This window comes from Streptomyces sp. SGAir0957 (assembly GCF_043523415.1).
In genome coordinates this window covers 6,811,143-6,837,235 of record NZ_CP027293.1, presented here as the reverse complement: position 1 = coordinate 6,837,235, position 26,093 = coordinate 6,811,143, and the positions used below count along the sequence as shown (strand labels likewise).

Genomic DNA, 26,093 nt, shown 5'->3' with positions numbered 1-26,093 from the left:
TCCGGCCGAGGAGGTACCCCGGCGCGGCCCCGCCCCACGACACAACGGACGGCGCTCCCGAGCGCCCTGACCGGGCCGCGCCGGGGCTCAGTCCCGGGCGAGCCCGAACCGCGCGCGCAACCCCGTCCGCTCGTCCGTCGCCACCGCGGCAGCGCCATGCGTCACCGTCTCGTACACCGACAGGATGTCCGCCCCGACGGTCGACCAGTCGAAGCGCCGAACATGCTTGCTGCCACGTTCCCGCAGCAAGGCGCGCCGCTCAGGATCGGCAAGGAGCCGAAGGGCCGCGCCGGCCAGGGCATCGGCGTCCTCGTTGGTGAAGAGTTCACCGGCCGAGCCCTGATCGAGAACCTGGGCGAAGGCGTCGAGATCGGAGGCGAGGACAGGAGCCCCCGCGGACATCGCCTCGACGAGGATGATCCCGAAGCTCTCGCCCCCGGTGTTGGGCGCCACGTACAGATCGACGCTGCGCAGCAACCGCGCTTTGTCGACATCGCTGACCATGCCGAGGAATTCGACGCGGGACCGCATGTCCTTGGGAAGCGAGGCGACGGCCTCCTCCTCGTCACCGCGCCCGGCGACCAGCAACCGAGTCCCGGGCCGCTCCGCGAGAATCCTCGGCAGCGCCTTCATCAGCACCGGCAGCCCCTTGCGCGGCTCGTCGATGCGCCCGATGAACCCGATCGTGTCGCCCTGCCACTCGGCCTTGGGCTCGGCCCGCGCGAAGAAGTCGACGTCGACCCCGTTGGGAATGACGACCGCGTCACCGCCCAGGTGTTCGACGAGGGTTCGCCGCGCGTACTCGCTGACGGCGATCCGCGCGCTGATCTTCTCGAGCGCCGGCTGGAGGATCGGATAAGCAGCGATCATGGCCCGCGACCGCGGGTTGGACGTGTGGAAGGTCGCCACGATGGGCCCCTGCGCGGCCCAGCAGGTGAGCAGCCCGAGCGACGGCGAGGCGGGCTCGTGGATGTGGATGACGTCGAACGTGCCGTCGTGCAGCCAGCGGCGTACGCGCGCGGCGCTCAGAAAGCCGAAGTTGAGCCGTGCGACCGAGCCGTTGTACGGCACAGGAACCGCGCGGCCCGCCGAGACGACGTACGGCGGCAGCGGGGTCTCGTCATCGGCAGGGGCGAGGACGGAGACCTCGTGCCCGAGGGCGATGAGGTGCTCCGCCAGGTCGCGGATGTGGAACTGGACGCCGCCCGGCACGTCCCACGAGTACGGGCAGACGATTCCGATCCTCACGCGGATCGCTCCTCGAAGTGCTCCAGGTCAGCGAGCCACAGACGTTGCAGCATGTGCCAGTCCTCCGGATGGTCCGCGATCCCCGTGGCGAAGGCATCGGCCAGCGCCTGTGTCATGACGGACGTCTTCTCGGCCCGCGTACCTGTCTCCGGCACGTCGACGGGCGGATGGACGCGGCCCCTCATGACGGACGACGAGTCGTACCAGAGGGTGACGGGCAGGAGCAACGCGCCCGTCTGCTGAGCGAGCATGGCGGGCCCGGCGGGCATCCGCGTCGTCTCGCCGAAGAACTTGACCTCGACGCCGGAGGTGGAGAGATCGCGGTCGGCGACGAGGCAGACGAGCCCGCCCGCGCGCAGCCGCCGCGCCAGGGTGCCGAAGGCGGAGCCTCCCGTGTGGGGAAGCACCTCCATGCCGAGCCCTTCGCGGTAGGCCACGAACCGGTCGTAGAGGGTCTCGGGCTTCAGCCGCTCGGCGACCGTCGTGAACGGCGTCTCCAGCTTGGTGGTGACCCAGGCGCCCGCGAGGTCGTAGTTGCCCATGTGCGGCAGGGCGAGCACGACACCCTTGCCCGCGGCGAGGCCCTCGGTCAGGTAGTGCAGGTCGTCGGGCGTGAACCCGTCCTTGATGCGCTGCCTGCTCCAGGCGGGCAGCCGGAAGGACTCCATCCAGTACCGCAGGTAGGACCGCATGCCCGCGCGGGACAGCTCGGCGAGCCGCTGGGGCGTCGCGTCGGGCACCACGCGCGCGAGGTTGGCCTCTAGACGGAGCACGCCCTTGCCGCGCCGCTTCCAGACCTGGTCGGCGATCGTGCGCCCGAGGCGCCGCGCGACGGGTTCCGGAAGCTTCTTCACCCCCGCCCAGCCGAGCCCGTACAGCGCGTCCGTGACCCGCTCCTGGGCGCCGCTCACGAGGCGGTCTCCTCCCGCGCGGCGGCGGCAGCGGCGGCGTCGGCCTCCGCGGACTCGCGCCGGACGGTCACCACGCGCTGGATCAGCGTGACGAGGCTGCCGACGGCGACGATCCACAGGGCGACGGGCAGCAGGTACTGAATGCCGGGCACGCCGAACTTGTGCAGACCCGCGAAGCCCGCGGCGACCAGCGAGATGACGAGCCGCTCGGCGCGCTCCACGAGGCCGTTGACGGCGACGGGCAGACCGATCGCCTCACCGCGCGCCTTGGTGTACGAGACGACCTGGCCGCTGGCGAGGCAGAAGATGGCGACCGCGCACAGCACGTTGTCGTCGCCCGCACCCGCGTACCAGAGGGCCATGCCGCCGAAGATGGCGCTGTCCGCGACCCGGTCGAGCGTGGAGTCCAGGAAGGCTCCCCAGCGGCTGGAGCGCCCGAGCTGGCGCGCCATGTTGCCGTCCACGAGGTCCGAGAAGACGAACAGCGTGATGACGACCGTGCCCCAGAAGAACTCTCCGCGCGGGTAGAAGACCAGCGCTCCCGCCATGACGCCGGCGGTGCCGAGGAGCGTCACCGTGTCGGGGCTGACCCCGCGACGGATGAGAAACGCGGCGAACGGTGTGAGGACACGCGTGAAGAATGCACGCGCGTACTTGTTCAGCATGGCCTTCCCGAGGGTCGGTGCCGGGCGGCCCCTCTGGCCACCGGCTGGCCCATCGTAGCCACGCGCGCACGGGAACGGCCGCCGGGCCACCACGCGCGCGTGCGATCGCGTACGACGTATGGACGCACAGTGACCGGAGTGGAAAGCTCGATGGCACCGCGGGTGTCGCCGAAGCCGCCTCCGCACGCGGGTTCGCGTGTCCGCTGTGCACGTCCCACAGGTACCACCTCACCGTGCGACCGGGAGGTCAGGCATGGGCGACAAGGCGAACGGACATCCCGGAGCCGCCGGCAGGGCGGCGACGGCCGACCATCCCGCGTCCGTACGGAATGTGGTGCTGGTCGGCCACAGCGGATCGGGCAAGACGACTCTGGTGGAGGCCCTCGCGCTGACCGCGGGGGCGGTGAACAGGGCGGGCCGGGTCGAGGACGGCACGAGCGTCTCCGACTACGACGAGATCGAGCACCGCCAGCAGCGCTCGGTCCAGCTCTCCCTCGTCCCGGTGGAGTGGGGCGGCTACAAGATAAATCTTCTCGACACCCCCGGCTACGCGGACTTCGTCGGGGAGCTGAGGGCCGGTCTGCGCGCCGCGGACGCGGCCCTTTTCGTCGTCTCGGCGGCGGAGAGCCCGGAGACGATGGCGGGCGCGACGCGCATGGTGTGGGAGGAGTGCGCGGCGGTCGGCATGCCGCGGGCGATCGTCGTCACGCATCTGGAGGCGGCGCGCTCGAACTTCGAGGAGATGACGCGCACGTGCGCGCGCGTGTTCGGCGGCGACGACCCCGACGCCGTACTCCCCCTGTACCTGCCGCTGCACGGCGCCCAGGGCACGGACGGGCACGCGCCCGTGACGGGCCTGATCGGTCTCCTCTCGCAGCGGGTGCACGACTACGCGTCGGGCGAACGCAAGGAGTCCGAGCCCGGCGAGGACCAGCTCCCCGCGCTGGAGGAGGCGCGCAACCGGCTCATCGAGGGGATCATCGCGGAGAGCGAGGACGAGACCCTCATGGACCGCTATCTCGGCGGCGAGGACATCGACTTCAAGACGCTGGTGGAGGATCTGGAGCGGGCGGTGGCGCGCGGCGTCTTCCACCCCGTCCTCGCGGCGGCCCCGGCGCCCGAGGGCGCGCGGCAGGGCATCGGCACCGTCGAACTCCTGGAGCTGATCACGGGCGGCTTCCCCTCGCCGCTGGAGCGCGAGGCCCCGGCCGTGACCACGCGCGCGGGCAAGAGCCGCCCGGTCGGCGCCTGCGACCCGGAGGGGCCGCTGGTGGCCGAGGTCGTGAAGACGGCCTCCGACCCGTACGTGGGCCGCGTCTCGCTCGTCCGGGTCTTCTCGGGCACGCTGCGCCCGGAGGAGACGGTGCACGTGTCCGGCCACGGGCTCACGGACCGGGCGCACGACGAACGCCCCCTGCACGAGTCGGACGAGCGGATCGGCGCCCTGTCGGCCCCCTTCGGCAAGCAGCAGCGCACGCTCACCCAGTGCATCGCGGGCGATCTGGCCTGTGTGGCGAAGCTGAGCCGGGCCGAGACCGGGGACACCCTCTCCGCGAAGGACGACCCGCTCCTGATGGCGCCGTGGGACATGCCGGACCCGCTGCTGCCGCTCGCCATTCAGGCGCACAGCAAGGCCGACGAGGACAAGCTCTCCCAGGGGCTCGCGCGGCTCGTCGCGGAGGATCCGACGATGCGTCTGGAGCAGAACCCGGACACCCACCAGCTGGTGCTGTGGTGCCTGGGCGAGGCCCACGCGGACGTGGCCCTGGAGCGGTTGCGCAGCCGGTACGGGGTGCAGGTCGACGTGATCGCGCACAAGGTCTCCCTCCGGGAGACGTTCGCGACGAAGTCGGCCGGGCGCGGCCGGCACGTCAAGCAGTCCGGCGGGCACGGCCAGTTCGCGATCTGCGAGATCGAGGTGGAGCCGCTGCCCGGCGGGGCGGGGATCGAGTTCGTCGACAAGGTCGTCGGCGGCGCGGTGCCCCGCCAGTTCATCCCCTCGGTCGAGAAGGGCGTGCGGGCCCAGGCGGCGCGCGGCGTCGCGGCCGGCTATCCGCTGATCGACGTGCGGGTGACGCTGCTCGACGGCAAGGCGCACTCGGTGGACTCCTCGGACGCGGCGTTCCAGACGGCGGGCGCGCTCGCGCTGCGGGAGGCCGCGGCGGACGCCCGGATCCATCTCCTGGAGCCGGTGGCGGAGGTGCAGGTGCTGGTCGGCGACGACTACGTGGGCGCCGTCATGAGCGACCTGTCCGGGCGCCGGGGCCGCGTCGTCGGCACCGAACAGGCCCCGGGCGGGCGCACCCTCGTACGGGCCGAGGTGCCCGAGATCGAGATCGGCCGGTACGCGGTGGACCTGCGGTCGCTGTCGCACGGCACGGCCCGGTTCGACCGCGGCTACGCCCGGCACGAGCCGATGCCGCCGCAGTTGAGCGAGCGGATCCGCGAACAGGCGCAGGACACCGCGTAGTTGCGGCCCGGCCGTCGGGGGCGGCCTTGCCGTCCCCCGCAACCACCGACATCCTTTGCTCCGAGAGGGGATGTCGGTGGTGGCCGTTACGCTGGTCCACGATCGGACGGATCAGGACGATCAACTGATCAACAGGTGTGCGGTATGCGGAAGTCGGGAATGGCCGCAGCGAAGACGTGTGGTGATGGGGGCGGCAGTGGCGGACGACGTATTCGATTTCAGGCCCGGGGCGCAGGTCCCGCTGCAGGGCTCCGCTGGGCAGACCGCGGCGACGTTCGCCATCGCGTCGGCCGCCTACCGCGACGACAAGGCGTCGAAGATAGAGGACGCCAACAACGACTGGCACAAGACCGAGGCGAAGGCGGGCACCTGGTCGCTGTTCGCGCCGAACCTCGGTGAGGCGTTCTCCCGGGCCGTGCAGGTGCGGATGCTCGGCGGCGGCCGCAAGCCGCTGATCCAGTCCTTCGGCACGGAGCCCCAAGTCGTCGTGGAGCACTGCCTCGCGGCCAACCGGATCCGGCGCCAGCGCGACAGCCTGCTGACCATCATCACCGTCGTGTTCGGCGTCCTGTTCCTGCCCGGGTTCCTGCTGTGGCTGGCCGCGTTCCAGATCCGCCGCTCGAACAACGCGCGAGTGGAGACGGCCGAGAAGGTCGTCAAGGAGAGCGCGGACAAGTCCACGGCGGAGCGCAGCGAGGCGAAGAAGCGGGAGCGGGCCGCCCACGGCCGGGCCGCGGTCGCCACGACGATCATGACGGTCGTCGGCATCGGCATCGTGATCCTGCTCATCAAGCTGCCGTTCCACGGCGTGTGGGCCTGGTACCTGCGGGCGGCGTTCGTGATGCCGGTCATCGGCGGTTTCTGGGCCCGGCAGGTCTGCGAGCGCACCGCGCGGGACCTGCGCGACCGGTGGGACGGGCTACTCTCGGGCGGCGGTGTCGGCGCGAAGATCCCGGAGGCGGTGCCCGGCAGCCCCGGCGAGACGGCCGCCGAGCAGCTGCGCCAGAGCCTGGCCCGGCTCACCGCCGAGCAGCAGGCGACCACGGTCTTCTACGCGGGGCCCAAGGGCATCCTGGGTATGGGCACCCGCTGGGGCAGCTGGCAGCTCGCCGAGGACCTGGTCCCGGCCGAGGAGGGCAAGGAGATCCACCCCTTCCGCAGCTGGGACGTCATACGGGCGATCCAGGACCAGCTCCGGATGCTGCAGCGCGGCCCGCTGCACACGGGCGGCTTCCCGGCCCCGTCGGTGAAGAACTGGGTCGTCACCCCGATCGGGGAGAACGCGAAGGCGGTGGCCCGCCCGACGGGCGAGGACGTCGACGCCTACCAGATGAAGTCGCACGAGATACAGCGGATCTGCAACGAGCAGCAGTTCGGCAGCGGCGACCGGCACTACCTGGGCGTGCAGTTCACGCTCTGGGACGGCCAGCTGGTCATCACCATGCTGATCACGGTGACGGTGCTGCACGAGACGCTGCGCATCGAGGTGACGGGCCACGCGCTCGGCCCGGTCAACTCCCTGTTCACCTCGAAGCCCGAACCGAAGACGAAGACGACTCCGAAGTCGATACGGTTCTGGGAGACGACCACGAAGACGCTGCCGCTCATCGACGCGGACGAGGCGGTCCGGGTCGCGGTCCGCGCCCCCCTCACCTGGTACCCGCCGCTCCTGGACCACCTGGGCGGGAAGATCGTCCTGCCGGAGCCGTTCGGCCTGCGGCACGCCTGGGCGGACCAGCCCTGGCGCCACCGCTTCATGGCGGACGACGCGCTGCGCACGGCGACGCCGGTCCTGCGCGTGGTGCACGCGGCGGCGATCAAGGTGCTGGCGGAGCACGGCGTGAACACCGAGAAGTTCGACAACCGCTCGGGCGTGCTCAGCGGCATGGTCCAGGACCCGGCACCGCGCAAGGCCGACGTCTACGACGCGTAGACCTCACCCGGTGCCGCAGACCTCACCTGGTGCCGCAGACCTCACCTGGTGCCGCGGACCTCACCCGGCCGCACCACCGGCCGGACGCTCCTCAGGCGTCCGGCCAGGCCTTCGCCAGGGCCGTACGGGTGTCGCCGAGGAGCTGCGGCAGCACCTTGGTGTGGCCGACGACCGGCATGAAGTTCGTGTCGCCGCCCCACCGCGGCACGATGTGCTGGTGCAGATGGGCGGCGATGCCGGCGCCCGCGACGGCGCCCTGGTTCATGCCGATGTTGAAGCCGTGCGCCCCGGACGCGGCGCGCAGCGCGGTCATGGCCCGCTTGGTGAAGACGGCCAGCTCGGCGGTCTCGGCCAGGTCGAGGTCGGTGTAGTCGGCGACGTGCCGGTAGGGCAGCACCATCATGTGCCCGCCGTTGTACGGGTACAGGTTGAGGATCGCGAAGACGTGCTCGCCGCGCGCCACGATCAGCGCGTCCTCGTCGGATTTGCCGGGAGCGGCGCAGAAGGGACAGCCGTCGTCGGCCCCGGGGCCCGTCGGCTTGCCCTCGCCTTGGATGTAGGCGATGCGGTGCGGGGTCCACAGACGCCCGAACCCGTCCGGTTCACCCACAGGACCGCTCTGCTGCTCCGGCTCACTCGTCATGAAGTGCAGCATATGGCGTCACCTGGGCAGGGCGTGTCGGCGGGTGTCGCCGCCGCCGGGCAGGGGCGATGCTGTCCGGATGACCGACAGCCCCCTCGAACGCTGGGAGCGGCGCAACGGCGCCGTCCTCGCGGTGGCGTCCCTGCTCTTCCTCGTGTCCTACGCGGTCCGGGTCCTCGGCCATGGTCTGCCGGGGGCGCTGCGCACCCTGTGCCTGGTGCTGATGCTCGCGTCGTGGGCGGTGTTCGTCGCGGACTACGCGCTCCGCTGGCGGCTCAGCGGCCGGCGCCTGCGGCGCTTCGTGCGCACCCACCTCCTGGACACGCTCGTCCTGGTCCTGCCGCTGCTGCGGCCGCTGCGGATCGTGCACCTCTACGAGCGGGTGCAGGGCCGCCGGGACGCGCCGCGCCTGCCGCTGTACGGCCGGGTGATGGCGTACACGGGCGTGTCGGCGGCGCTGCTCGGCTTCGCCGCCTCCCTCGCCGTGTACCAGCAGGAGCACGCGGCGCCCGGCGCGACGATCCGTACGTACGGCGACTCGGTGTGGTGGACGTGCACCACGCTGTCGACCGTCGGCTACGGGGACATGGCGCCGGTGACGCCGCTCGGCCGGCTCGTCGCGGTGGGCCTGATGGCGTGTGGGCTCGCGCTGCTCGGCGCGGTCACGGGCTCGTTCTCGTCGTGGCTCGTCCAGGTCTTCGCCCGGGAGGGCGAGCGGGACGGCGGAAGGCCCCCGGGGAACTCCCCGGGGGCCTCCGGCCACAGAGACGACGACTGAGGTCAGACCTGCGCGCGCTCCTCGACGACCTTGAGGATCTTAGCGATGGCCTCGTCGACCGGGATGCCGTTCTCCTGCGAGCCGTCGCGGTAGCGGAAGGAGACCGAACCGGCGCTCATGTCCTCGTCGCCCGCGATGACCATGAAGGGCACCTTGGCCTTCTGCTGGTTGCGGATCTTCTTCTGCATCCGGTCCGAGGACGAGTCGACCTCGACGCGCAGCCCCTGGGCGCGCGCCTTCTCGGCGAACTCCTCCAGGTACGGCACGTGCGCGTCGCCGATCGGGATGCCGACGGCCTGCACGGGCGCGAGCCACGCCGGGAAGGCGCCCGCGTAGTGCTCCAGGAGGACGCCGAAGAACCGCTCGATGGAGCCGAACAGGGCGCGGTGCAGCATGACGGGCTGCTGGCGCGAGCCGTCCGCCGCCGTGTACTCCAGGCCGAACCGCTTGGGCTGGTTGAAGTCGACCTGGAGGGTCGACATCTGCCAGGAGCGGCCGATGGCGTCCTTGGCCTGCACGGAGATCTTCGGCCCGTAGTAGGCCGCGCCGCCCGGGTCGGGCACGAGCGGCAGGTTCTGCTTCTCGGCGGCCTGGCGCAGCGCCTCGGTCGCCTCCTCCCACTCCGCGTCCTCACCGATGAACTTGTCGGAGTCGTCGCGGGTGGACAGCTCCAGCTCGAACTCGGTCAGGCCGTAGTCGCGCAGCAGGTCGAGCACGAAGGTCAGGAGCGTGTCGAGCTCCTGCGGCATCTGCTCCTTGGTGCAGTAGATGTGCGAGTCGTCCTGGGTGAAGCCGCGCGAGCGGGTCAGGCCGTGCACGACGCCGGACTTCTCGTAGCGGTACACGGTGCCGAACTCGAAGAGCCGCAGCGGCAGTTCACGGTAGGACCGGCCGCGGGACTTGAAGATCAGGTTGTGCATCGGGCAGTTCATCGCCTTGAGGCGGTAGTTCTGCTCGTCGAACTGGATGGGCGGGAACATGCCGTCCGAGTAGTGCGGCAGGTGCCCGGAGATCTCGAAGAGCTTCTCCTTCGAGATGTGCGGGGTGTTCACGAACTCGTAGCCGGAGACCTCGTGGCGACGGCGCGAGTAGTCCTCCATGACCTTGCGGATCACTCCGCCCTTGGGGTGGAAGACCGCGAGGCCGGGGCCCAGCTCGTCCGGGAAGGAGAACAGGTCCAGCTCGGCACCGAGCTTGCGGTGGTCGCGCTTCTCGGCCTCGGCGAGGAAGTCGAGGTAGCCCTTCAGCTCGTCCTTCGTCGGCCACGCGGTGCCGTAGATGCGCTGGAGCTGCGGGTTCTTCTCGCTGCCGCGCCAGTACGCGGCGGCCGAGCGCATCAGCTTGAACGCCGGGATGTTCCGGGTGGTGGGCAGGTGCGGGCCGCGGCAGAGGTCCTTCCAGCACAGCTCGCCGGTCTTGGCGTCGAGGTTGTCGTAGATGGTCAGCTCGCCGCCGCCCACCTCCGCGTCGGCGCCGTCGGCGGCCTGCGCCGCGTTGCCCTTGAGGCCGATGAGCTCCAGCTTGTAGGGCTCGTCGGCCAGCTCGACGCGGGCGTCCTCGTCGGTGGTGACGCGGCGCGCGAAGCGCTGCCCCCGCTTCTGGATCTCCTGCATCTTCTTCTCGATGCGCTTGACGTCCTCGGGGGTGAACGGCTCCTTGACGTCGAAGTCGTAGTAGAAGCCGTCCTTGATGGGCGGGCCGATACCGAGCTTGGCCTCCGGGAACAGCTCCTGGACGGCCTGCGCCATCACGTGCGCGGTGGAGTGCCGCAGGATGTTGAGACCGTCCTCGGAGGAGATCTCGACGGGTTCGACGGTCTCGCCGTCGGCCACGGCGTACGCCAGGTCCTTCAGCTCTCCGCCCACACGGGCCGCGACGATGCTGCGCTCACCGGCGAAAAGCTCGGCGGCCGTAGTGCCCGTCGTCACCACGCGCTCTTCCCGCTCGGAATCGCGTTGGATGACTACACGGACGTCTGACACCGGTCTCTCCTGCCTGAAGGTGGAACGCCGCGCCATTACCTGTGACGCGCGCACCAGGAATCGTACCGAGTCGCGGGGGCCGCCCGCGAAGCGGTCGCCGGGCCGGAGGGCGCGAGGGGCGCTACTCCTCCCCCGCGCAGGACTCCTCGAAGAAGTCCAGATTCTCCTGGAGGGACTGGCGGGACTTCATCAGCCGGTCCCGTTCGGCCTCCTCCACCTGTACGGGTACGACGTCGCGGGCCCCGGTGAGGCGCCGGAAGCCGCCCCGGGACTCCAGGCGGCCGTGCACCCGGATCGGCAGGCCGACGAGGTGGGCGTGGCCCGCGATGCGGTACGCCTCCTCGTCGAGCGTCATCCGGATGTGCGGGACGTCGGCGCCCGCGATGACCTGGAGGCGCACCGTCCCCTCCCCGCAGGGCCCGGTCCTGCGCAGGCGGACGACGGTGCCGGTGACGCGGACGGCGACGGACGGCTCGGCGTGCAGGTAGCGGCGGCCCGCCGCGCGCAGCACGTCCAGGTCGCCGGGTGAGAACTCGACGGGCGCGTCCCCGTCCGTGCACTCCTCGGGGACCCCGGCGGCGGGCGCCCAGGCGACGCCGACGCGGGCGCCCTCGGTGGAGCGGACCAGGGCGACGACCGCCTCGGTCAGCTCATGGCTGACGCCCGCCTCCACGGCGCCGTCGAACGCGTCCATGCCGCCGGTGGCCCGCCGGTAGTCGACGGCCTCGCGGACCGCGTAGAGGGCCTGGTGCAGCCGGACGGCGAGCGCGCGCCCGGCGGCGACGGGCACGAACGCGGTGAGGCGGCGGCCGTCGGGCGCGACCTGCACAAGCACGTCGTCCAGGGCGGCCGCGGCCGGCCCGCGGTGCCGGGCGCCGTAGTACCCCGCCCGCTCCCGCGCCGCCAGCGCCCCGGCGAGCAGCATCCGCCGCGCGGCGGAGCGCAGCTGTTCCTCGACGGTCCAGGCCGACGCGCCCGCCGGCCCCCCGGGCACATCGCGCCACCAGCGGATCTCGTCGCTGGGCACGGCGAGCGCGACGAGGACCTCCCGGGCGGAGGGCGTGCCGCTGCGCTCGAGCGCGGTCAGCGCTTCGCCCAGCAGTTCCTCGCTGTCGGGGAAGGCGCGGCTCTCCGGCACGAGGAGGCTGGTCCGCCCGCCGGTGCCAGGCAGCGTCCAGCGGGCGTAGCGGCCCGGGGCGCCGCCGCGCCGCCGCCAGCCGTGCCGGTCGAGGAGGGCGCCGAGGACGACCGGGTCGACGGTGCCCGGATCGGGTCCCGCGAGGTCGGCGGGGTGGGCGCGGACCGCGCCGAGGGACCGTACGGGCCTGTCGGCCGGGCGGTGCTGCATGTCCGTTCACTCCCATCCGGGACGGCCGGTCAGGGCCGCCCGCCCGTCCCGACGCGGGTCATGATCTCGCACAGCGCGCGGTCGTCGAAGATCCGTGTGGTCGGCACGCGCACGGTGGTCCGGCGCCGGCCGGTGACCGGGTGGCCGGCGAGGTTGGTCCAGTAGCAGCAGTGCCGCAGGTCGAGCCGGTCGTGCCCGGCGCGCAGCCAGTCGTCCTGGGAGCGCGGTACGAGCATCACGACGAGGATCTTGTGCACGGACACCGGCGTGCGGGCGAGCTTCTCCAGGTGCGCGTTGTCCAGCGTGAAGGAGAAGGCGGGGCCCGGTGGGCCGGGCGGTATCTGGTAGGTCGCCTTGAGCTGCACCTTGATGGTGACCTCGTCGTCGACCGTGTGCCCGGGGGCGCTGTGGCTGACGTGCCAGTCGATGCCGTTGTCCGGAAAGGGCTGCGAGAGCGAGCAACCGGCGGCCGCGGCCACGGCGTGCAGATAGCCCACCTGGAGCGTCTCCATGCAGGCGGTGGTGGCGAGTGTGCCGCGCGGCGGTGCGTTCCGCTCGGGCAGCAGCCCGCCCTGTTCGGGCTGCGCGAGCGCCATGGTGCGACTGGCCTTTCGACGTGGTGAATCCCCGTGGACGAATTCCGCCGCAAGCGCGCGGAGTTCAAAAAACCGATCGAAGACAGGTCAACGAAACCCCGCTGAACTGCCATGACTCGTAACTGTGTTGTCACCGCTCCGCGTACGACGCAAACGGCCCGGGTATCACCGAAGCGGGCAGCGGGCGCAATTCGACGGGACGTCACCTGCCGCGAAGTGCTGAGGAGTTGCATGGTCATGACGTGCTGGTACGAGGGCCCCCTTGCCGCCTTCGACACGGAGACGACCGGGGTGGACGTGGAGAGCGACCGCATCGTGTCGGCCGCGCTGGTGGTGCAGGACGCGCCGGGCACGCGCCCGCGGGTGACGCGGTGGCTGGTCAACCCCGGGGTGCCGGTGCCGCCCGGGGCGACGGAGGTGCACGGCCTCACCGACCTCCACCTGCAGCGCAACGGACGCTGGCCGTCGCCGGTGATGGAGGAGATAGGCCACGAGCTGGCGGACCAGGCGGCGGCGGGACGCCCCGTGGTCATCATGAACGCACCGTTCGATCTGACCCTTCTCGACCGCGAGTTGAAGCGCCATCGCGCCTCGTCGCTGGCCCGCTATCTGGGCGACGCGGCCCTGTGCGTCCTGGACCCGCGCGTCCTGGACAAGCATCTGGACCGCTACCGCAAGGGCCGCCGTACGCTGACGGACCTGTGCGCGCACTACGAGGTCGAGCTGGCGGAGGCGCACGACGCGGCGGCGGACGCGCTGGCGGCGCTCGACGTCGTACGGGCGGTGGGGCGGCGTTTCGCGACCCGCCTGGAGCGCCTGTCGGCCGGTGAGCTGCACACGCTCCAGACGTTCTGGCACGCGGCGCAGGCGCGCGGCCTCCAGGCGTGGTTCGCGCGCAGCGGCAACCCCGAGGTGGTCGACACGGCGTGGCCCCTGCGGCCCGACCTTCCGGCGGCGGCCTGATCCCCGCTGTGCGGAACTCGCGGCGGCCACCTGCTCGTTCCCCCGCTGGGGGCCCGACAAGCAGAAACGAAAAACCGGCCCGTCATCAGACGGACCGGCCTTCTCCGGGTGGGCGATACTGGGTTCGAACCAGTGACCTCTTCGGTGTGAACGAAGCGCTCTCCCACTGAGCTAATCGCCCGGGAACGGGTTGAACCATACAGGGCGCGGCGGGCTGTGTTCAAACCGGTCGCAGGTGGGCACGCAGACCGCGCCGGCCGCCGCGCATCATCCACGCGTGATTGGCGAGGAAGACCGGCCTGCCCGGCAGCGCGAAGCGCCGCATCAGCGGCCTGCGCACCTCGACCCGCTGCTCGTAGACGACGCGTGTGCCGTGGCCCCGCGCGGTCAGCGTCCACCGGGCCCAGCCCGCGAGATCCCCTTCCATCACGACCTCCAGGATTCCGGCGGCCGCGTCGCGCCGCTGTTCGCGCGCCGTGACCGTCAGCTCGTAGGGCAGGAAGGACCGGAAGACGGCGACGCCGCCGGTGTCGTCCAGCGGCGTCACCGACCGCACCTGCGGCCACCACCGCGGATACTCCTCGGCGCGCTCCAGGACCGCGAAGACGGCGGCCGGGGGCGCGGGCACGTCCCAGACGCTGCGGAAGCGGTACCGGCTCAGGGGGCTGAAGTCCATGGACCGAGTCTGCCCGCGGAACGCCGCCTTCGGAGGAGTGCGTCAGGGCAACTTGCCCTCAGGGCGCTGGACTCGGCGCAGCCGTCGCTGTCGCTGTGGCTGTCGCTGTCGCTGTCGCTGTCGCTGTCGCAGAACTCTCCACACGCGCGCGTGGCGAGACGCGCGCGTGGCGAGCTTCGCGTCGCCGGTGCGGACAGCGGGCGTACGCGCCGAGCCGCGAGTGCCCCTGGCAGCGGCTCAGGCGGCCGACGCCGGCGCCGTGCCGTGCCGTACGAGAAGGGGTGCATGGTGCGCGGGGCTCACCGGCCGCGTTCCTCCACCGCCACGGCCGCCGCCGCGAGGACGCCGAGCGCGGGGACGGCGAGCGGCGCGAGGAATCCGGCGCAGAGGACCACTACGGCCAGGCCGCACACGAGGAGGAGGGATCCGGCGGGGCCCCGTACGGTGCGCCGGGCCGCGGCGGCGAGGAGCGGTCGCCAGCGTGCCTCGGGGGTCCAGACGGCGGCGGCCCGCAGGACGGTGACGGCGGCGCCGAGCAAGGCGAACACGCCGACCGCCGCGGCGAACCGGCCGCCGGGGAGGCCGGAGCGCGCGACCCGCAGGTCGGTCCACACGGCCGCCCAGGCCGCGACCCCGGCGACCCCCACGAGCCACCCCCGCCGCGCCGCGAGCCACCAGTCCGCGGCGAACGCTCGCCCGCCGCCGGCCCGCGAGCCGAGGTGGCGGCGCAGATGCCGGGAGCCCGCGGCGAACGCGGCCGGCGCGGTGACCACCGGCACGGACGCGAGCGCGATCCACACCCCGGTCAGCAGGCACTCGGCGAAGATCCCGAACCCGGTGCGGCGCCGGGACTCGACCGGCGGTGCGGCGCTCATCCCTTGAGCCCGGAGGTCGCCATGCCGTCGATCAGGTAGCGCTGGAAGGCGAGGAAGAAGGCGATGACGGGGATCAGCGCCACCAACGACATGGCGATCATGCCGCCGTAGTTGGAGATGCCTTCCTGGTCGCGGAACATCATCAGGCCGAGCGAGACGGTGTATTTCGAGGGGCTGTTGAGGTAGATCAGCGGGCCCATGAAGTCGTTCCAGGCGTTGATGAAGGTGAAGATGGCGGTGGTGATGACGGCGGGCCGGCTCAGCGGCAGCACGATCGACCAGTAGGTGCGCAGGTGCCCGCAGCCGTCGAGCTTCGCGGCCTCGTCCAGCTCCTTGGGCAGCCCGCGCATGAACTGCACCATGAGGAAGACGAAGAACGCCTCGGTGGCGAGGAACTTGCCCGCGACGAGGGGGACCAGCGTGTCGATGTAGCCGAGGTGGCGGAACAGTACGTACTGCGGGATGAGCAGCACGTGGTACGGGAGCAGGAGCGTGCCGATCATGAGCGTGAAGAGCAGGTTCCGCCCCGCGAACCGGATCTTGGCGAAGGCGTACGCGGTCAGCGAGCTGGACAGCACGACGCCGACGACGGCGAGCACCGCGTACGTCAGTGAGTTGACGAAGAAGCTGCTGATGGAGATGGCCGAGATGCCGTCGGCGAGCCCGGAGAAGTTCGACCAGACCGGCTCGACGGGCAGCAGGTCGAGGCTGCCGACGATGTCCTTGCTGGGTTTGAGGGACGCGCCGGCCACCCAGATCACGGGGTAGAGGACGACGGCGAGCACGACGAGCGCGCCCGCGTGCCAGACGAGGGAGCCGATACGCCGCCGCGGACGCGGGGTGCGGACGACAGGGCTGGTGGCGCTGGTCATGGGGTGGCCTCCGTGCTGTCGCCGTAGTGGACCCATTTCTTCTGCGACCAGAACAGAACGGCTGTGACGAACGCGACCGCGATCACGAGCGTCCAGGCCATCGCGGAGGCGAAGCCCATCTGGGACTCCTTGAAGCCCTTCTGGTAGAGGTAACAGGTGTAGACGAGGGTGGCGTCGGCCGGTCCGCAGCGGGTGTCGGAGACGACGTAGGCGGAGCCGAACACCTGGAAGGCGTGGATCGACTCGAGCAGGACGTTGAAGAAGAGGACCGGGGAGATCATCGGCAGGGTGATGTTCCAGAACCGGCGCAGCGGCCCCGCCCCGTCGACCTCGGCGGCCTCGTACAGCTCCCGCGGCACCTGTGTGAGCCCGGCCAGGAAGATGACCATGGGGGCGCCGAACTGCCAGACGGAGAGGGCGACCAGGGCGTAGAGGACGTAGTCGGGGTTGCCGATCCAGCCGCCCACGTCGAGGCCGAAAATCCGCTGCGCGCGGTCCACGACGGCGTCGTCCGAGAAGAGGGCCCGCCAGACGAAGCCGACGGAGACGCTGGCGCCGATGAGCGAGGGCAGGTAGAACGCGGCGCGGTACAAAGCCTGGCCGCGCCGCCGCTGTGCGAGCAGCAGGGCGACGCCGAGCGCGAGCAGCAGCTTCAGCGGCGTGGCGACGACCACGTACTTGAGCGTGACCTGCACGGACTTCTGCCAGCGGGGGTCCTGGAACATGGTCGTGAAGTTGTCGAGGCCGATCCACCGCGGCGGGGTGAAGAGGTTGTAGCTGGTGAAGGCGTAGTAGAGCGAGGCGATCATGGGTCCCGCGGTGAGCAGCAGGAACCCGGCGAGCCACGGCGACATGAAGAGGTAGCCGGCGAGGTTCTCGCGGCGCCGCCCGCGCCGCCCGGGGGCGGGTTCGGCGGTCCGGCCCGGCCCCGGGACCGCGGGGGCTTCGTTGACGAGCGTCATGACGTACGTCCCCTCGGGTCAGCCCGCGAACGCGGCCTCGGCCTCGCCGAAGAACTGTTTCGCCGCCGCGGCCGGCGTGTTCTTGCCCTGGGCGACCTCGCCGCCGATGCGCAGAAACGCGGCCTCGATGACGTCGGCGCCCGAGGGGTGCGGGGTGATCGTGCCGAGCACTCCGGCGTCGGCGACCTCGTCCTCGTAGGCGGCGACGCCCTTGTTGGTGGCGTCGGCCGGCCGGTAGGCGTCGTATTGCTCGGTGGTGGCGAGGATGCCGCGGTCGTAACCCATGATCTTGCCGACCTCGGGGTCGTGCACCATGAAGTCGATGAACCGGGCCGCTTCCTCGGGGTGTCTGGTGCCGGTGAAGGCGCTGAGCATGAGTGAGCCGAGGTACTGGCCGGTGTCCTTGCCGTCGGTGGTGGGGATCGGGGCGAGCCCGTAGTCGGAGTCGCCCTCGCCCTCGTAGCGGATGGCGAAGTTGTCCCAGGTGAACTCGGAGGCGGCGAGCCCGGCGGAGAGGCCGGACCTGGGCTTGACCTGCTCGATCTTCTTCGGATCGGCGACCAGGCCGGATTTCACGCGTTGATACCCGTCTCCCCACCACTGCGTCAGATCGGCCTCGGTGAAGCCGAGTTCCTTGTCGGTGAAGAAGGCCTTGCCGTTCTGGCGCAGGGAGAGATCGTAGAGGTACATGATGCTGAAGTAGCCGGTGTCGCCGGACACTTTCTGGGTGTCCTGGATCTTCCGCAACGCGTCGAAGTAGTCGTCCCAGGTCCAGCCCATCTCGGGCGAGATACCCGCCTTCTTGAAGACTTTCAGGTCGACGACGAGCGACATGGTGTTGGCGCCGACGGGTACGCCGAGTTGCCTGCCGTCGACCTGACCGGCCGTCAATACATCGTTCCGGAAGTTCTTGAGGCTCAGATTCCCGGCATCGGCCTGGGACTTGAGATCCATGAGGACGCCGCGCTTGTCGTACTTGCGCAGAAAAGCCACCGAATTCTGGAACACGTCCGGCGGATTCCCGCCGGAGGCCTGTTTCTGGAACTTCTCCCAGAAGGATTCGTAGTCGGTGAATTCGGGCTTGATCCTGATCTTCGGGTACTTCTTCTCGAAGAGCGCGATCGTCTTCTTGATCGCGATCGTCCGCGGCTCGCCGCCCCACCACGCGTACCGAAGGGTGACGGGGCCGTCGCCCGACCCGCCGCCGCCGCAGCCGGCCGCCGTGAGGCCGAGCGCCGCGAGCGAGCCTCCCGCCACCTTCAGCAGTCCACGCCGGTCAAGATCCCTGTTCGCAGACACAGTTCGCCCCTTCACCCGCCGGGTCGATTCATATTGAATCGTTTTAGGAAAGCGTTTGCCGGGCCAAAGTAGAGACAGGTCGTGAACGCGTCAACGGTTCGGGCGAGAATGACGTCGAAGCGCTTCGAAGCGGCAGGTCGACGGGGCCGCGCCGGGTCCGGGAACGCCGAAGGCCCCGGAGACTCGATGTCTCCGGGGCCTTCGGTCCGGGTGGGCGATACTGGGTTCGAACCAGTGACCTCTTCGGTGTGAACGAAGCGCTCTCCCACTGAGCTAATCGCCCGGGCGCAGGAAGAACATTACCCCATGTCAGACGGTGCCTGGCACCACCCCGCGCCCTGCCGCTCCCGCGACGTCACCGCTCACTGTCCCGACGTCACTGCTTGATCTTCCACGGCATCTCGAGGCCGAACTTCCACACGTAGATCCCGACCAGGACGGCGATGATCACCAGGCCGACCGTGGTCAGGATGATGTTGCGGCGGCGCACTTTCGGATCCAGCGCCCGCTGGGTCGCCTCCGTGACCTTGCGCTTGGTCCAGCGCAGCACCAGCTGGGCCCAGACGAACTCGGTCGCCCAGATCGCCATGCCGCCGAAGATCACCAGCCAGCCGGGCCCCGGCAGCGGCAGCATCACGATGCCCGCGCCCACGACCGCGAGCCCCACGACGAAGACGCCCACCTGCCAGCTCAGGTGCAGCGTCCGGCTGCGCTGGATGAAGCCTGGCGCCCGCGAGCCGAGCGGCTTCGTCCCCGACGCGTCCGACGTGTCCGACGTGCTCGACGTGCCCTCACGAACCCCTGCGACCTGGCCGGCCGCCTCGTCACTCCCCGTATTCATGGTGCCAAACCTACCGGACCCATTCATGTCACCGGAATGGCCGTTACCCAGCGGATAAGACTCGGCCGTACGAGCTACCTAAAGCAGCCCAAAACACTCAGAGGGGTTTACAACGGCACCGTAGGTGGCATGTCGATTTCGCCGACGTGCGAATCCCCGAGCGCACACTGAGCGAAAGGCCCTGGCGCTTATGAACACCACGGTCAGCTGCGAGCTGCACCTGCGCCTCGTTGTGTCGAGCGAGTCCTCACTGCCTGTACCCGCAGGACTGCGGTATGACACGGCCGATCCGTATGCCGTGCACGCCACTTTCCACACCGGAGCCGAGGAGACGGTCGAGTGGGTATTCGCCCGCGATCTCCTCGCCGAAGGCCTTCACCGGCCGACCGGCACCGGCGACGTCCGAGTCTGGCCGTCCCGCAGCCATGGTCAGGGCGTTGTCTGCATCGCCCTGAGCTCTCCGGAGGGCGAGGCTCTGCTCGAGGCCCCGGCGCGGGCCCTGGAGTCGTTCCTGAAGCGGACCGACGCCGCTGTGCCCCCTGGCACGGAGCATCGTCATTTCGATCTCGATCAGGAGCTCTCGCACATCCTCGCGGAAAGCTAGCCGCGCGGGAGGCCCGCGCCGGCAGCCAGCCGCCGCGAGCACAGCGAGGGCGCCTCGCGCCGTCCACTCGGGGAGACGGCGCGGCCGCGCATCTGTTTGACAACCGCATAGGCGAGACATCGGCGCCGCCGCCGTGGGAGTGTCCACGGAGGCGGCGCCGACGCGTGTCACGGCGCGGGGAGGGCCGCCGCACAGCGGTGCGCGCGCCCCCTGCGGCCTTCGCCCGTCCGGGTTCTCCCGGGCCCGGAGGCGATAGGCTCGGCCAGCACCGGCGGGTGTGGGCCCGCCTCCAGGGCAGGGAGCTAATCGTGCTGATCACCCATGACACCCGGTGTGCGCTCGACACCGTGGTCGATCTGGTGAACACCGCACCGGACAGCCACGCGGGCGCCGACGGCACCGACGGCCTCGCGAGCGTGACGGCTCTGGCGGACTTCGTGGCGCAGCACGAGATCAGCGACGTGGAGGTCGGTGTGCTCGCGGAGCGCGACCTCGACGCCGTACGCGCCATACGGGCCCGGTTCGCCCAGGTGTTCGCGGCCCCGGATCCGCACAGCGCGGCGACGGTGATCAACGATCTCGTCGCGGCCGCCGGAACCACGCCCCGCCTCACGGACCACGACGGGTACGACTGGCACGTGCACTACTTCGCGCCCGGCGCGTCCGTGGCCGACCATCTGGCCGCCGACTGCGGCATGGCGCTGGCCTTCTTCGTGGTCGCGGGCGAACAGGAACGGCTGCGCCGCTGCGAGGCCCCGGACTGCCGGTACGCGTTCGTGGACCTGTCCCGCAACCGTTCCCGCCGCTACTGCGACAGCCGCACCTGCGGGAACCGGCTGCATGTGGCCGCCTACCGGGCGCGCCGCAAGGAAGCCGCGGGCTGACCCCTCAGAGCAGCAGAAGGTCGTGGAGCGCGGCCAGCAGGAGCAGGGAGCCGATCACCCCCAGGAAGATCATCAGGGGTGGCTGGGAGAGGGCGAAGAGACACCCTCGCTGGTTCTGGGTCGGTACGGGCGTGGGCGGCGCGGCCGCACTGCTCGGCGGCGTCTGCCCCTGTTCGGCGTCGAGCTGGTCGGCCAGCTGCGGAGTATCCAACATCTCGTCGCGATGATGTCGCAGCCGACCCCGGTTCTCTCACCAACGAGCGGCTCCGGAGCGGGAGTTCGCCGGATTACGTGACCCCCGACCGGGCACCTGCGCGAAAAGACCGGTGCTTGTCGTACGTACGTCCAGTCGTACGAGCGAATAGGCGCCCCGGGCAGAAGCCCGCGGGCCGCGTCGGTCGGTCCGGGCAGGCGCTGGCTCAGATGCCGTGCTTCTTCAGGATGGCCTCAATGTCGCTGAAGTCGTCCGTCCCGCCGGCCGGCTCCTTTTGCTTCGGCCGCGTGGTCTGCGTGGGCGCTGTCCGTGTGGCGCCGCCCAGGGACGGGGCCGAGGCCGCCGGGGCCACGGCCTCGCGGCGGGCCGCCTTCGCCGCCGCCCTGCGCTCCTTGCGGGAGCCGCCACCGCGCCGCTCGACCGCCCGCGTCCCCACGAACATCAGCCAGGCCGCGCCGAGCACCCCGAATCCGGCCCACGCGGTGGGGCTGAACGCGGTGTCCACGACCCAGCCGACCGCGCCGGTCATCACCAGGCCCAGCGGGACCAGCGAGTAGGCGGCGAGGCGGGCCGCCGTGAGGAACCGCTTGCGGTACGCGGTGACCGCGGCGATACCCAGACCCGCCACGGCGACGGCGGAGCAGACGGTCTCGGCAATCATCCGGTCCTCCTGTGCTCGGGCGTTCTGTCCATGTGCGGGGCGCTGCGTCCCCTTCCATCCTGCACCGCGAGGGCGGCCCGGGGCCACGGCCGGGGCGGACCTCAGGGACATCTAGGGGTCGCCTCTCCTCCGCAGGTCCAGGTTGGGGCGGTCGGCCCGCGCCTGGAAGACTGGCCCCATGAACGCCCCGAACCCCATCCTTGACGTGTGGTGCGAGCTGCAGTGCCCCGACTGCCGCTCGGCCCTGGACGACGTGCGCGCGCTCCGTGAGCGCTACGGCGACCGGCTCGAGCTGCGGCTGCGCCACTTCCCCCTCGAGAAGCACAAGCACGCCTTCGCGGGCGCGCAGGCCGCCGAGGAGGCGTTCGAGCAGGGGAAGGGGTGGCCCTACGTCGAGGCGGTGCTCGGCCGGGTCGAGGAGTTCGACCGCGCGGGCGAACCGTTCCTCGTCGACGTGGCGCGCGAACTCGGCCTGGACGCCGAGGAGTTCGACACCGCGCTGGTCGACGGCCGGCACATCCTGATCGTCGACGCCGACCAGGCCGAGGGCAAGGCGATCGGCGTGACGGGCACGCCCACGCACGTCATCGGCGGCGAGCGGCTCGACGGCGGCAAGAGCCAGGAGGGGCTGCGCGAGCGCATCGAGGAGATCGCGGACCGCCTGCTCGCAGAGCAGCAGTAGCCGTAGCAGTACCCGGAGCGGGAGCCTGCGCGCGTGCGCCGGCGGAGCCCGTTCAGAGCAGTTGCTTGTACAGGTGGTGCACCGTCGCCTCGTAACCCAGTGACTCGTACAGGCGCTGCGCGGGCGTGTTCCCCGCGAACACGTTGAGGCCGATCCGCGTGGCGCCCGCCGCCAGCGAGTCGGCCTCGGCGAGCAGCATCAGGGAGCGGCCGTGGCCCCGGCCGCGATGGGCGGGGTCGACCTCGACGTCGTAGACGTACGCGCCGTCGCGGCGCTGGGCCAGCCACAGGGTGCCGACGGTCTGCCCGTCCTGCTCCAGGACGCTGACCAGGACGTCCGGCGTGGCCACCCCCTCGGGCAGCAGGGCCGTGTGATCGCGCTCGGCCTTCTCCCCGGCCTCCTGCTCGGTGGCTCCGCGCTCCAGGACGGTGCGCGCGTACCGTTCCTTCGCCCGTATCAGCCACGGTCCGAACTCGGCGTCGGTCATCCGGCGTCCCGTGCTGCCCGCCGGGAGCGCGGGCGGGTGTGCGGGCAGCGTCTTCGCCATGTTGCGGTTGCGCTCCACGTAGCCGAGCGCGCTCGCAAGGCGGAGCAGCCCGGACTGGTGCGCGGGCACGGACGCCTCGATGCGGCGGCAGTTCCAGGAGCGGGCCACTTCCTCGGCGGCGAGCGCGGCGACGGTGCCGCGCCCGCGCCCGCGGTCCGGCTCGTCGACGCTCAGGTCGAGGACCTGGGCCACCGACGGGCCGAACACGGGGTGCGTGGCGAGGTGGAGCGTGCCGACGGGACGGCTGTTCACGCACACCGTGTAGTGGCGCGAGCGCGACCCGTCGGCCGTGTGCTGGAGCGGCTCGGTCGGCCGCAGAGTCGTGGTCATCAGGGCTGTTCTACCCGCCCGTACGCCCGGGACCCCAGCGCTTTACGGTCGCGGCTCAGGGGTCCAGGTGGTCCGCGGCCCGCTCGTCCCAGACGCGCATCGCCTTCGCGGTGACCGGGCCGGGCGCGCCCGGCAGGTCGCGGTCGTCGACGCGGTGCACGGCCTGGATGTCGCGGAGCGTCGAGGTCAGGAAGATCTCGTCGGCCTGGGCGAACACCTGAAGCGGCAGGTCGGTCTCCTTGGCGCCGGTCCACTCGACGGCGAGGGCGCGCGTGATGCCGGCCAGGCAGCCGGAGGCGACGGGCGGGGTGTGGATCTCGCCGTCCAGGACGACGAAGACGTTGGACCCGGTGCCCTCGCACAGCTGCCCCACGGTGTTGGCGAAGAGGGCCTCGGAGGCGCCGCGTTCGCGGGCGCGCGCGAGGGCCACGACGTTCTCCGCGTAGGAGGTGGTCTTCAGGCCCGCGAGAGCCCCGCGCTCGTTGCGCGTCCACGGCACGGTGATCACGGCGGTGGTGTCGGGGCGCCGGGAGGTCTCGCCGAGCGCGACGACGAGCGTGGTGCCGCTCTCCCCGCGGTCCGAGCCGAGCGGCGAGAGGCCGCCGGTGTACGTGATCCGCAGGCGGCCGAGCGCCATCGGGTTGGCGTCGAGGACGGCGGCGCAGGCGCGGCGCACCTCGTCGAGGTCGGGTTCGGGCAGGCCGAGGCCGCGCGCCGAGCGGGCCAGCCGGTCGAGGTGGCGGGTGAGGGCGAACGGCGCGCCGTCGACCGCCTTCACCGTCTCGAAGATGCCGTCGCCCACGGTGAGCCCGTGGTCGAAGACGGAGACGCGGGCCTCCGCGGTCTCCTGGAGCCTGCCGTCGAGCCAGATCTTCACGTGAGGTTCCCTCCGCCTTCCCGGGCGCGGACCCGGTCGTCCCCGGGCCGCGGGTCGTCCGCCTGCCCGGCACCCCCTACGAGTGCCCCTCCGACGCTACCGCCAGCAGCCGCGACGCCTTCAGCTCGGTCTCCCGCCACTCCCCCTCGGGGTCCGAGCCCCAGGTGATACCGGCGCCGGTGCCGAAGCGCAGGACCGCGTCCGCGCCCGTACGGTCGAGCCAGAACGTACGGATGCCGACGGCCAGTTGTCCGGTGCCCCGGTCCGCGTCGACCCAGCCGATGCCGCCGCAGTACGGGCCGCGCGGCGCCGTCTCCAGGTCGGCGATGATGCGCAGGGCGCTGGATTTCGGGGCGCCGGTCACCGAGCCGGGCGGGAACGTGGCGTCGAAGAGGTCGGGCCAGCCGGCCCCCTCGCGCAGTTCGCCGCGGACCAGCGACACCAGGTGGACGAGGCCGGGGTGCTTCTCGACGACGCACAGATCGGGGACGGTCACGGTGCCGGGCGCGCAGACGCGGCCCAGGTCGTTGCGGACCAGGTCGACGATCATGACGTTCTCGGTGTGGTCCTTCTCCAGGAGGTCCGCCTCGGTCCGCCCCGTCCCCTTGATCGGGCCGGACTCGACGAGCGTGCCCCGGCGGCGCAGGAACAGCTCGGGCGAGGCCGTCGCGATCTCCACGCCGTGGTCGGGCAGCCGGATCGTGCCCGCGTACGGGGCGGGGTTTCCGCGCGCGAGGAGGGCGGTCAGCGCGTCCACGTCCGCGTCGGCGCCGATCGGCGCGGACAGCACGCGGCAGAGGTTGGCCTGGTAGACGTCGCCGGTCGCGATGTGCTCCCGTATCCGCCGCACCCCGTCCGTGTACGCGGCGTGGTCGAGCGACGACGACCAGTCGGCGGGCGCGGGGCCCCGCCAGGCCCCCGGGCGCGGCGCGGGCACCGGAACCTCCCGCACGTCGTCGAAGCGGGCGCAGACCAGGCGCCCCTCGAAGTCGGCGGCCACCGCCCAGAAGCCGGTGGACTCCAGGGCCGCGGGGTCGCTGGTCACGTCACGGAGACCGGTCGCGAGGAGTTCGCCGAAGCGGGCGAGCGGGGGGAGGTCGATCACGCTGTCGAGTCTAGAAGGGGGCCGGGCCGGGTGACGGGACGGTGACCTGGAGTGGAAGACGCGCGGACGCCGGCGGCCTCTCCACGCGGTCGCCCACCGGGTCGCACCTCAGCACGCTGCGCAAACGCGTTTTTGTACTGGCCCAGGAATCCGCTAGAGTTCAACACGTCGCCGGGACGCGCAAGCGGATCGGAAAGACACGCGAACGTAGCTCAGTTGGTAGAGCGCAACCTTGCCAAGGTTGAGGTCGCCGGTTCGAACCCGGTCGTTCGCTCGATGTGGGGGATCTTCCCGAACCCCTTCACTCCTGGTGGAGTGGCCGAGAGGCGAGGCAACGGCCTGCAAAGCCGTCTACACGGGTTCAAATCCCGTCTCCACCTCCATGCGCGATTAGCTCAGCGGGAGAGCGCTTCCCTGACACGGAAGAGGTCACTGGTTCAATCCCAGTATCGCGCACTGGATCTTCGGACTCCGGTTCGTCGTCGATCCGACCCGCGCGATTAGCTCAGCGGGAGAGCGCTTCCCTGACACGGAAGAGGTCACTGGTTCAATCCCAGTATCGCGCACGCAGCACCACGCAGTACCCGGCAGTACCCCTCGCGGAGCCTGATAGAGTCTGGCCCGTTCCCGCGCGATTAGCTCAGCGGGAGAGCGCTTCCCTGACACGGAAGAGGTCACTGGTTCAATCCCAGTATCGCGCACCAGCAAGAAGCCCCCGGTCCTCGGACGGGGGCTTCTTCGTGTCCGCGGGACACGTGCCGGGCGGCGCGACAGGCGTCGCGCCGGGACGCGTGTCAGGAGGAGAAGAGCATCCGTCCGAAGCCGCCCTTGTGATGGCCGTGGTGCCCGTAGTGACCGCCGTGTCCGCCATGTCCGCCGTGCTGCGGCGCGCCCCAGGCCGGGGCCGGGGCGGCCGGATACGCCTGCGGCGGGGCGGGCGGGGCCTGCTGCTGCCACTGCGCCTCGAGGCGGGTCAGCGACTCCAGCTCGCCGTAGTCGAGGAATATCCCGCGGCAACCGCTGCACTGCTCGATCTGGACGCCGTTGCGGTTGTACGTGTGCATCTGTGCGTGACACTTCGGACACTGCATGATCGGGTCAACTCCTCGCCGTTCGGCACCGCTTCG

The 26,093-nt window shown here is 71.2% G+C and carries 26 protein-coding genes and 7 tRNA genes; 12 read left to right on the top strand and 21 right to left on the bottom strand.

Annotated elements, in window-relative coordinates; translation table 11 throughout:
• Positions 1-87: 87 nt before the first annotated feature.
• Genes C1N81_RS35850 through pgsA form a run of 3 tightly spaced genes read right to left on the bottom strand, consistent with a single transcriptional unit; the run spans position 88 to position 2,824 of the window.
• Complete coding sequence (locus C1N81_RS35850; protein WP_394435505.1) at positions 88-1,248, bottom strand: glycosyltransferase family 4 protein; 1,161 nt, start codon at positions 1,246-1,248, stop codon at positions 88-90.
• Complete coding sequence (locus C1N81_RS35845; protein ID WP_394435504.1) at positions 1,245-2,159, bottom strand: phosphatidylinositol mannoside acyltransferase; 915 nt, start codon at positions 2,157-2,159, stop codon at positions 1,245-1,247. The genes C1N81_RS35850 and C1N81_RS35845 overlap by 4 nt, the downstream gene beginning before the upstream one ends.
• Complete coding sequence (gene pgsA / locus C1N81_RS35840) at positions 2,156-2,824, bottom strand: phosphatidylinositol phosphate synthase (RefSeq protein WP_394435503.1); 669 nt, start codon at positions 2,822-2,824, stop codon at positions 2,156-2,158. Before pgsA ends, C1N81_RS35845 begins: the two co-directional genes overlap by 4 nt.
• A gap of 253 nt (positions 2,825-3,077) precedes the next feature.
• Here pgsA and C1N81_RS35835 point away from each other — a divergent pair, with 253 nt between their 5' ends.
• Together C1N81_RS35835 and C1N81_RS35830 are read left to right on the top strand one after the other, a co-directional pair.
• Positions 3,078-5,294 (top strand): elongation factor G-like protein EF-G2, encoded by a 2,217-nt coding sequence (locus tag C1N81_RS35835; RefSeq protein WP_394435502.1) that lies wholly within the window; start codon positions 3,078-3,080, stop codon positions 5,292-5,294.
• 184 nt (positions 5,295-5,478) lie between these two features.
• Entirely contained in the window at positions 5,479-7,227 is a 1,749-nt protein-coding gene (locus C1N81_RS35830) for a hypothetical protein (RefSeq protein ID WP_394435501.1), read from the top strand.
• A gap of 91 nt (positions 7,228-7,318) precedes the next feature.
• Here the strand turns inward: C1N81_RS35830 and C1N81_RS35825 are convergent, their stop codons facing one another.
• Entirely contained in the window at positions 7,319-7,882 is a 564-nt protein-coding gene (locus C1N81_RS35825; RefSeq protein WP_394435500.1) for an HIT family protein, read from the bottom strand.
• 67 nt (positions 7,883-7,949) lie between these two features.
• Between C1N81_RS35825 and C1N81_RS35820 the strand changes: the two genes are divergently transcribed.
• A complete protein-coding gene (locus C1N81_RS35820; RefSeq protein ID WP_394435499.1) occupies positions 7,950-8,648 on the top strand; it encodes a potassium channel family protein in 699 nt (232 codons plus the stop codon).
• A 2-nt stretch (positions 8,649-8,650) separates the two neighbouring features.
• Here C1N81_RS35820 and thrS read toward each other — a convergent pair whose 3' ends face one another.
• The 3 genes from thrS to C1N81_RS35805 form a co-directional block, all read right to left on the bottom strand.
• On the bottom strand, positions 8,651-10,630 hold the full coding sequence (thrS, locus tag C1N81_RS35815) for a threonine--tRNA ligase (protein WP_394435498.1): 1,980 nt from the start codon (positions 10,628-10,630) through the stop codon (positions 8,651-8,653).
• A gap of 121 nt (positions 10,631-10,751) precedes the next feature.
• Positions 10,752-11,978 carry a serine/threonine-protein kinase gene (locus tag C1N81_RS35810; protein ID WP_394435497.1) on the bottom strand — a complete coding sequence of 409 codons (1,227 nt, stop codon included), beginning with the start codon at positions 11,976-11,978 and terminating at the stop codon, positions 10,752-10,754.
• Between the two features lie 29 nt (positions 11,979-12,007).
• On the bottom strand, positions 12,008-12,574 hold the full coding sequence (locus tag C1N81_RS35805; protein ID WP_394435495.1) for a DUF4365 domain-containing protein: 567 nt from the start codon (positions 12,572-12,574) through the stop codon (positions 12,008-12,010).
• A 237-nt stretch (positions 12,575-12,811) separates the two neighbouring features.
• Here C1N81_RS35805 and C1N81_RS35800 point away from each other — a divergent pair, with 237 nt between their 5' ends.
• Positions 12,812-13,537, top strand: a complete 726-nt coding sequence (locus tag C1N81_RS35800) for a 3'-5' exonuclease (RefSeq protein WP_394435494.1) — start codon at positions 12,812-12,814, stop codon at positions 13,535-13,537.
• A gap of 109 nt (positions 13,538-13,646) precedes the next feature.
• Here C1N81_RS35800 and C1N81_RS35795 read toward each other — a convergent pair.
• The 8 genes from C1N81_RS35795 to C1N81_RS35760 all read right to left on the bottom strand — a co-directional run bounded on the left by C1N81_RS35795 (position 13,647) and on the right by C1N81_RS35760 (position 19,062).
• Positions 13,647-13,718: transfer RNA gene (locus C1N81_RS35795), tRNA-Val, on the bottom strand.
• Positions 13,719-13,757: 39 nt separating this feature from the next.
• Complete coding sequence (locus C1N81_RS35790) at positions 13,758-14,213, bottom strand: SRPBCC family protein (protein WP_394435493.1); 456 nt, start codon at positions 14,211-14,213, stop codon at positions 13,758-13,760.
• A 299-nt stretch (positions 14,214-14,512) separates the two neighbouring features.
• Positions 14,513-15,088 carry a hypothetical protein gene (locus C1N81_RS35785; RefSeq protein ID WP_394435492.1) on the bottom strand — a complete coding sequence of 192 codons (576 nt, stop codon included), beginning with the start codon at positions 15,086-15,088 and terminating at the stop codon, positions 14,513-14,515.
• Entirely contained in the window at positions 15,085-15,960 is an 876-nt protein-coding gene (locus C1N81_RS35780; protein WP_394435491.1) for a carbohydrate ABC transporter permease, read from the bottom strand. Before C1N81_RS35780 ends, C1N81_RS35785 begins: the two co-directional genes overlap by 4 nt.
• Positions 15,957-16,922 carry a carbohydrate ABC transporter permease gene (locus C1N81_RS35775; protein ID WP_394435490.1) on the bottom strand — a complete coding sequence of 322 codons (966 nt, stop codon included), beginning with the start codon at positions 16,920-16,922 and terminating at the stop codon, positions 15,957-15,959. The genes C1N81_RS35780 and C1N81_RS35775 overlap by 4 nt, the downstream gene beginning before the upstream one ends.
• A gap of 18 nt (positions 16,923-16,940) precedes the next feature.
• A complete protein-coding gene (locus C1N81_RS35770) occupies positions 16,941-18,221 on the bottom strand; it encodes an ABC transporter substrate-binding protein (RefSeq protein WP_394435488.1) in 1,281 nt (426 codons plus the stop codon).
• A 211-nt stretch (positions 18,222-18,432) separates the two neighbouring features.
• Positions 18,433-18,504, bottom strand: a tRNA-Val gene (locus tag C1N81_RS35765).
• A gap of 93 nt (positions 18,505-18,597) precedes the next feature.
• Entirely contained in the window at positions 18,598-19,062 is a 465-nt protein-coding gene (locus C1N81_RS35760; protein ID WP_394435487.1) for a TIGR02611 family protein, read from the bottom strand.
• A gap of 190 nt (positions 19,063-19,252) precedes the next feature.
• Between C1N81_RS35760 and C1N81_RS35755 the strand changes: the two genes are divergently transcribed.
• On the top strand, positions 19,253-19,666 hold the full coding sequence (locus C1N81_RS35755) for an SsgA family sporulation/cell division regulator (RefSeq protein ID WP_004002642.1): 414 nt from the start codon (positions 19,253-19,255) through the stop codon (positions 19,664-19,666).
• A 308-nt stretch (positions 19,667-19,974) separates the two neighbouring features.
• Positions 19,975-20,550, top strand: a complete 576-nt coding sequence (locus C1N81_RS35750; protein ID WP_394435486.1) for a CGNR zinc finger domain-containing protein — start codon at positions 19,975-19,977, stop codon at positions 20,548-20,550.
• A 4-nt stretch (positions 20,551-20,554) separates the two neighbouring features.
• Here C1N81_RS35750 and C1N81_RS35745 read toward each other — a convergent pair whose 3' ends face one another.
• Together C1N81_RS35745 and C1N81_RS35740 are read right to left on the bottom strand one after the other, a co-directional pair.
• Positions 20,555-20,764: a hypothetical protein gene (locus tag C1N81_RS35745; RefSeq protein ID WP_394435484.1), complete on the bottom strand. Its 210-nt coding sequence runs from the start codon at positions 20,762-20,764 to the stop codon at positions 20,555-20,557.
• A gap of 205 nt (positions 20,765-20,969) precedes the next feature.
• A complete protein-coding gene (locus C1N81_RS35740) occupies positions 20,970-21,425 on the bottom strand; it encodes a hypothetical protein (RefSeq protein WP_394435482.1) in 456 nt (151 codons plus the stop codon).
• A gap of 178 nt (positions 21,426-21,603) precedes the next feature.
• On the opposite strand from C1N81_RS35740, the gene C1N81_RS35735 reads away from it, so the two are divergent.
• Entirely contained in the window at positions 21,604-22,107 is a 504-nt protein-coding gene (locus C1N81_RS35735; RefSeq protein ID WP_394435481.1) for a DsbA family protein, read from the top strand.
• Positions 22,108-22,159: 52 nt separating this feature from the next.
• Here the strand turns inward: C1N81_RS35735 and C1N81_RS35730 are convergent, their stop codons facing one another.
• The 3 genes from C1N81_RS35730 to C1N81_RS35720 all read right to left on the bottom strand — a co-directional run bounded on the left by C1N81_RS35730 (position 22,160) and on the right by C1N81_RS35720 (position 24,966).
• Positions 22,160-22,984, bottom strand: a complete 825-nt coding sequence (locus C1N81_RS35730; RefSeq protein WP_394435479.1) for a GNAT family N-acetyltransferase — start codon at positions 22,982-22,984, stop codon at positions 22,160-22,162.
• A 55-nt stretch (positions 22,985-23,039) separates the two neighbouring features.
• On the bottom strand, positions 23,040-23,861 hold the full coding sequence (locus tag C1N81_RS35725) for an aminotransferase class IV (protein WP_394435478.1): 822 nt from the start codon (positions 23,859-23,861) through the stop codon (positions 23,040-23,042).
• A gap of 76 nt (positions 23,862-23,937) precedes the next feature.
• The gene (locus C1N81_RS35720) at positions 23,938-24,966 is read right to left on the bottom strand and encodes a chorismate-binding protein (protein WP_394435476.1); all 1,029 of its coding nucleotides are present in this window, start codon (positions 24,964-24,966) and stop codon (positions 23,938-23,940) included.
• A 201-nt stretch (positions 24,967-25,167) separates the two neighbouring features.
• Here C1N81_RS35720 and C1N81_RS35715 point away from each other — a divergent pair.
• The 5 genes from C1N81_RS35715 to C1N81_RS35695 all read left to right on the top strand — a co-directional run bounded on the left by C1N81_RS35715 (position 25,168) and on the right by C1N81_RS35695 (position 25,670).
• Positions 25,168-25,240, top strand: a tRNA-Gly gene (locus C1N81_RS35715).
• A gap of 35 nt (positions 25,241-25,275) precedes the next feature.
• A tRNA-Cys gene (locus C1N81_RS35710) sits at positions 25,276-25,349 on the top strand.
• A 1-nt stretch (position 25,350) separates the two neighbouring features.
• Positions 25,351-25,422, top strand: a tRNA-Val gene (locus C1N81_RS35705).
• Between the two features lie 38 nt (positions 25,423-25,460).
• A tRNA-Val gene (locus tag C1N81_RS35700) sits at positions 25,461-25,532 on the top strand.
• A 63-nt stretch (positions 25,533-25,595) separates the two neighbouring features.
• Positions 25,596-25,670, top strand: a tRNA-Val gene (locus C1N81_RS35695).
• Between the two features lie 90 nt (positions 25,671-25,760).
• On the opposite strand, the gene C1N81_RS35690 is transcribed toward C1N81_RS35695, so the two are convergent.
• Positions 25,761-26,057, bottom strand: coding sequence for a TFIIB-type zinc ribbon-containing protein (locus tag C1N81_RS35690; RefSeq protein WP_394435475.1), 297 nt, complete (start codon positions 26,055-26,057; stop codon positions 25,761-25,763).
• Positions 26,058-26,093 lie beyond the last annotated feature (36 nt).

Bases quoted from the DNA above. Each gene is read 5' to 3' on its own strand.
- pgsA (WP_394435503.1), bottom strand. From the start codon at position 2,824: ATGCTGAACAAGTACGCGCGTGCATTCTTCACGCGTGTCCTCACACCG.
- C1N81_RS35835 (WP_394435502.1), top strand. From the start codon at position 3,078: ATGGGCGACAAGGCGAACGGACATCCCGGAGCCGCCGGCAGGGCGGCG.
- C1N81_RS35830 (WP_394435501.1), top strand. From the start codon at position 5,479: ATGGGGGCGGCAGTGGCGGACGACGTATTCGATTTCAGGCCCGGGGCG.
- C1N81_RS35825 (WP_394435500.1), bottom strand. From the start codon at position 7,882: ATGCTGCACTTCATGACGAGTGAGCCGGAGCAGCAGAGCGGTCCTGTG.
- C1N81_RS35820 (WP_394435499.1), top strand. From the start codon at position 7,950: ATGACCGACAGCCCCCTCGAACGCTGGGAGCGGCGCAACGGCGCCGTC.
- C1N81_RS35810 (WP_394435497.1), bottom strand. From the start codon at position 11,978: ATGCAGCACCGCCCGGCCGACAGGCCCGTACGGTCCCTCGGCGCGGTC.
- C1N81_RS35805 (WP_394435495.1), bottom strand. From the start codon at position 12,574: ATGGCGCTCGCGCAGCCCGAACAGGGCGGGCTGCTGCCCGAGCGGAAC.
- C1N81_RS35800 (WP_394435494.1), top strand. From the start codon at position 12,812: ATGACGTGCTGGTACGAGGGCCCCCTTGCCGCCTTCGACACGGAGACG.
- C1N81_RS35790 (WP_394435493.1), bottom strand. From the start codon at position 14,213: ATGGACTTCAGCCCCCTGAGCCGGTACCGCTTCCGCAGCGTCTGGGAC.
- C1N81_RS35785 (WP_394435492.1), bottom strand. From the start codon at position 15,088: ATGAGCGCCGCACCGCCGGTCGAGTCCCGGCGCCGCACCGGGTTCGGG.
- C1N81_RS35780 (WP_394435491.1), bottom strand. From the start codon at position 15,960: ATGACCAGCGCCACCAGCCCTGTCGTCCGCACCCCGCGTCCGCGGCGG.
- C1N81_RS35775 (WP_394435490.1), bottom strand. From the start codon at position 16,922: ATGACGCTCGTCAACGAAGCCCCCGCGGTCCCGGGGCCGGGCCGGACC.
- C1N81_RS35760 (WP_394435487.1), bottom strand. From the start codon at position 19,062: ATGAATACGGGGAGTGACGAGGCGGCCGGCCAGGTCGCAGGGGTTCGT.
- C1N81_RS35755 (WP_004002642.1), top strand. From the start codon at position 19,253: ATGAACACCACGGTCAGCTGCGAGCTGCACCTGCGCCTCGTTGTGTCG.
- C1N81_RS35745 (WP_394435484.1), bottom strand. From the start codon at position 20,764: ATGTTGGATACTCCGCAGCTGGCCGACCAGCTCGACGCCGAACAGGGG.
- C1N81_RS35740 (WP_394435482.1), bottom strand. From the start codon at position 21,425: ATGATTGCCGAGACCGTCTGCTCCGCCGTCGCCGTGGCGGGTCTGGGT.
- C1N81_RS35735 (WP_394435481.1), top strand. From the start codon at position 21,604: ATGAACGCCCCGAACCCCATCCTTGACGTGTGGTGCGAGCTGCAGTGC.
- C1N81_RS35730 (WP_394435479.1), bottom strand. From the start codon at position 22,984: ATGACCACGACTCTGCGGCCGACCGAGCCGCTCCAGCACACGGCCGAC.
- C1N81_RS35690 (WP_394435475.1), bottom strand. From the start codon at position 26,057: ATGCAGTGTCCGAAGTGTCACGCACAGATGCACACGTACAACCGCAAC.